General features: G+C 64.5%; 4 protein-coding genes. 1 reads left to right on the top strand and 3 read right to left on the bottom strand.

Features of this window, described 5'->3' with window-relative positions; all coding sequences use genetic code 11:
• The 3 genes from EN925_RS24960 to EN925_RS24970 form a co-directional block, all read right to left on the bottom strand.
• Positions 1-969 (bottom strand): transglycosylase domain-containing protein (locus EN925_RS24960; protein ID WP_206632910.1); only part of this gene is annotated, 969 nt, incomplete at its 3' end.
• Positions 970-1119: 150 nt separating this feature from the next.
• Positions 1120-2052: a dimethylarginine dimethylaminohydrolase family protein gene (locus tag EN925_RS24965; protein ID WP_013532649.1), complete on the bottom strand. Its 933-nt coding sequence runs from the start codon at positions 2050-2052 to the stop codon at positions 1120-1122.
• Positions 2049-3668, bottom strand: coding sequence for an amidohydrolase (locus tag EN925_RS24970; protein WP_206524306.1), 1620 nt, complete (start codon positions 3666-3668; stop codon positions 2049-2051). Before EN925_RS24970 ends, EN925_RS24965 begins: the two co-directional genes overlap by 4 nt.
• An 84-nt stretch (positions 3669-3752) precedes the next feature.
• Between EN925_RS24970 and EN925_RS24975 the strand changes: the two genes are divergently transcribed.
• The coding region (locus EN925_RS24975; protein WP_128337006.1) for a LysR family transcriptional regulator at positions 3753-4362 on the top strand (610 nt) is incomplete at its 3' end.

Below are 4362 nucleotides of genomic sequence, written 5' to 3' on the forward strand. Positions count from 1 at the left end.
CTTCTTGACCTCGTCGAATGCCCAGTCGAGGTAATAGTCCGGACTTTTCTGCTCGCCGCGGTCGACGACGTCGGCCGGATGCAGTCTTGCCTGCAGAACCTGGCCCTCGGTCATGAAGCCGGAATCGACAAGGTTGGACAGCACCACATTGGCGCGTGCGCGCGCTGCCGGCAGGTTGATGTGCGGCGCATATTTGGTCGGCGCCTTGAACAGCCCGGCCAGCATCGCCGCCTCGGCGAGGTTCAGATCCTTGACGCTCTTGCCGAAATAGAAATCGGCGGCCGCCTCGATGCCGAACGTACCGCCCCCCATGTAGGCTCGATCGAGATAGAGCTGCAGGATTTCCTTCTTCGACAGATTGGCCTCGAGCCACAGCGACAGGAAGGCTTCCTTGATCTTGCGCTCCAGCGTGCGCTCATTGGTGAGGAACAGGTTCTTGGCCAGCTGCTGGGTTATGCTCGAGCCGCCCTGAACGACGGAATTGGCCCGCACATTCTCGAAGATGGCGCGGGAAAGGCCGAGCACATCGATGCCGTAGTGATCGAAGAAGCGGCGATCCTCGGTAGCAAGCACCGCCTTGATGACGTGATCGGGCATCTCGTCGACCGGCACGGAATCGCGCTGGATGATGCCGCGCTGGCCGATCTCGTTGCCATAGCGGTCGAGGAAGGTGACGGCGAAGTCGCCCTGGGCGCGCCAGTCGCCGGCCGTATCCTGGAAAGCCGGAATGGCCAGCGCCAGCATCACCACGATGCCGCCGGCGCCGAGCGTAAAACCTTCGCTCAACACTTCGATGATGCCACGGCGCCAGCCGTTGACGCGGAAGCGCCGCGAGAAGATCGTCGCCGATTCCCAGAACTGGCGCGCCTTGAAGCCGATCTCGTAGAGCGAGGAATCGATCCACGCGTCGAGCGCCAGCAGCCGGGCGGCGATCGGACCTCTTCTCTTGCGCGGTTCGGGACTGGCCATTCGGAATCCGGCTAGCAATTGCACGACCTGAGTACCGCAAACCGGCAATTTCAGGGCGATGCATTCCGCAAGACTATTCCTCCATTTTTCCAGCACTCACAAGGGCAGCGAAGACACAGTATCGGGTTTGTTGCTGAGGGGCGAGCCGGCTCAGGCCGGTTCGCGCTTCAGCGCCTGCGCCATGCAGTGGATGCCGCCGCCGGTCTTCGAAATCTCGCTCATGTCGACGGCCGCGACCTCGAAACCGCGGGCCTTGAGCTGGCCGATCAGCGACTGGCTGGAGGTCGGCGCGATCACGCGGTCCTTGCCCAGCGACATGAAGTTGCAGCCGAGCGCCATCGTGTCCTGGAACGGCACGTCGATGATCTCGTGGCCTTTGCCCTTCAGCCAGTCGACAATGCCGGGCTCGGTGCAGGCAAGGCAGACGGCGGTCAGTTTTTCGGCGATCGGCACCACCATCAGGTCGATATGGACGTAATATTCGTCGATGAAAGCGATGCGGGTTTCCCAGCCTTCCTTGTCGAACCAGGCCTGCACCTGGCGCGCACCTTCCTCCTGCGTGCGCGCGCCGCCGCAGCCTATCAGCACGACGCCGTCCTCGATGACGTTGAAGTCGCCGCCCTCGAAGGTACCAGCCGTGACCATGTCGTAGATCGGGATGCCGAGTTTTTCGTAGGTGCGGATCGCGGCATAGTTCTCGCCGCGCCGCCACCAGTTGGCCATGGCGGTGATGAAGGCGCCGTAGGGCGTCATGACGCTGGAATCGCGGGAATAGACCTGCATCGGCAGCTCGGGCGTCGGCTCGTGCCAGTGGATGTTGACGCCGAAATGCTCGTAGGCGGCGACCAGGTCCTTGTGCTGTGCCTGCGCGATCTGCACGTTGCAGGGCGCCTCGCGCAGGTGCTTGCGCGACAGCGAGCTGGTCGACAGATGACGCAGGAAATTGGGCGAGCCGAGCAGGACGTCGGTCAGCACGTCGGTCTCGTTGGCAAAACCCCAGGCGGTCAGCGGCTTGGTGCCGCCGGCGGGGTTGCGGCGCTGCAGCGAAAACGGCTCGGCGACAATGCGGTCATGAACGGTCATGGGATGCTCCTCGTGAGGTGACTTGGGGGTGTCTGATTGCTCGGTATCCACCAGTCGCGTCCACGCGGGGTGGTGACATATTCTGGCCAGCGAAACCCGATCGGCGGCTCGTAGTCGCAAAGCGGTGCGATCCAGTTCGAACCGCCGATGCCGCCGCCGGTGCGGGTAACGAACTCGTCCATCGCCGCTTCGCGGGCAGTCTGGTCTTCCAGCAGGCGAAGGGCGGCAAGCGCGATCGTGCGGGAGGCGCAGGCCACCATCGGGTCGATCGTGGCCGAAATACCGCCCAGCGCATTCATCACCCAGGCTGGATAGGGATAGCCGGTCTCCGAACGCAGTGCCGGGCGGGCGACATAGAAGCGCGCCGTCGGCGTGTGCCAGCTCATGTCGGTGTAATCGTCGGAGGTCGAATTGACCTGCGAGGGCGGCAGGTCGCGGCGCAGGATCGCTTCCGCCGCCTGCGGCTCGATCAGGCGCTCCAGCTCTTCGATGAACGGCTCGTCGCTCGCCATGCGCCCGGCATTGACCTGTATTTCGCGCGCGACTGCCTTGGCGTCTTCGTCCCAGCGCGGCGGCCCGACCGTCGACAGCGCTTCATAGGCGATCTCGGCCATGGCATGATTGGCAAGTCCCGGTCGTGACTTCGACACCCAATGCCGCTCGGTGCGGCAACCACTCATCGCTGCCGCCGCCTCGGCATTGCGGTCGAGCACCGCGGTGACCTGCTCGGCCATGGCAAGCGTCGGCACGCGGATCATGTACTGAATCTCGGCCAGCCCCGCCGGCAAATTGTCGGCGGTCGCTTGCCCCGCCGTCAGGATCGCCTCGCTGATCGACCAGCCGCCCTGGTGCGGCAGCATGGAATCGCGCAGAGCCTTGGAGGCCATGTACATCATCATCAATGCGTCGTTGGCGCCGGGCGCGCGCGCCGCCGAATGTGCTTGCGGAATGGGTGCAGCGCCCGCAGCCAGCGCCCAGCGCTCCGGTTGGTCGCAGATGAAGCGATAGATCATCGCGTAGGCCGCGCCGCAATGCGTGTCCCAGCGCGCCGTGTTGCAGAGCGGCAGCATGTAGAACGGATGAAAGGAGATCATGCCGGCAAGGCCGTCATAATAGCCCTTGGCGGCATGGATCGGCTTTGACCCACGCACCTTTTCCGCCGGCTCGCCGGTGAAGCGCAGCGTGCCTGATATGCCGTGGCGCTGCATCGCGGCCTTGGTCGCCAGCAGCCCGCCGAGGCTCGAAATACCCAGCCCGGAATGCGGGTCGGTGTGGCCGCCGGCCTGATTGCCAAGTCCCCGGCGCGGACGCTCGACCGTAGCGGCATCCTGGCAATTGCCGGGCACCGCGTCGTATTCGGCGTACATGCCGATGGTCGGGCCGGGGCCGTTGGTCCAATGAGCGCAGAAGGCGGTCGGCATGCCGCCGGAGCCTTCTTCGACAGAAAAGCCTTCGAGTTTCAGTCGCTCGACATACCAGGCGGCGGATTGATATTCCCGCCACGCGGTCTCGCCGTAATCGAAGATGATGCGTGTCCACGCGGACAACAACGGCTGGATGCCGTCGAGACAGGCAAGGGCGGTTGCTTGCGCCGAGGTGGCCACCGGTTTCTCCATGGCATGAGAAGAAAGCAGTGAAGCGGTTCGCTAAAAAGTGATATGTTTTCCCGGTTCGTGCAAATTCGGTTCACCTGAGGCTCCTTGCGTATACCATCCACACAAGCGCTGCGTGCGCTCGACAGCTTCGCCCGCCATGGCAGCGTCTGGCGCGCCGCCGACGAGTTGCACCTGACCCGCAGCGCCGTGAGCCATCAGCTTCGTCTGCTGGAGCGCGATCTCGGCTTCGACCTGCTCGAACGCATCGGCAAGGGCGTGGCGCTGACGCCGCGCGGCCAGCGCTACGCCAGCGACGTGCGCAAGGCGCTCACCGTTTTGGGCGATGCGGTGACGCGGGACGCCGGCACCGGCGTCGGCGGCTCGTTCGCCGTCAGTTGCACGCCCGGCTTCGCCTCGCTGTTCTTGTGCACCCATATCGGCGAGTTCCGGCAGATGTATCCTGACGTGGCGCTGCGCATCCTGACGCCGCGCCGGCTCGACGATGTCAGCAACGCAGATGCCGATGCCTTCATTGCGTTTGGTGTCGGCAATTGGCCGAACCGGGCGGTCGAGCCGCTCTGCGAAATCTCGTTCACGCCGCTCTGCAGCCCGACGCTGCTCAACAAGGTCGGCGGGTTTTCCCGGCCGTCGGACGTGCTACGCGCCAACCTGCTGCATCTCGACGACACCGAGGATTGGGCGCGCTGGCTGGCGC

It is taken from the genome of Mesorhizobium sp. M7A.F.Ca.US.006.04.2.1, assembly GCF_004022915.1.
Classification (GTDB): Bacteria; Pseudomonadota; Alphaproteobacteria; order Rhizobiales; family Rhizobiaceae; genus Mesorhizobium; species Mesorhizobium ciceri.

What these genes read in the sequence shown, in the direction of transcription:
- EN925_RS24965 (WP_013532649.1), bottom strand. Translation starts at nt 2,052, where the DNA reads ATGACCGTTCATGACCGCATTGTCGCCGAGCCGTTTTCGCTGCAGCGC.
- EN925_RS24970 (WP_206524306.1), bottom strand. Translation starts at nt 3,668, where the DNA reads ATGGAGAAACCGGTGGCCACCTCGGCGCAAGCAACCGCCCTTGCCTGT.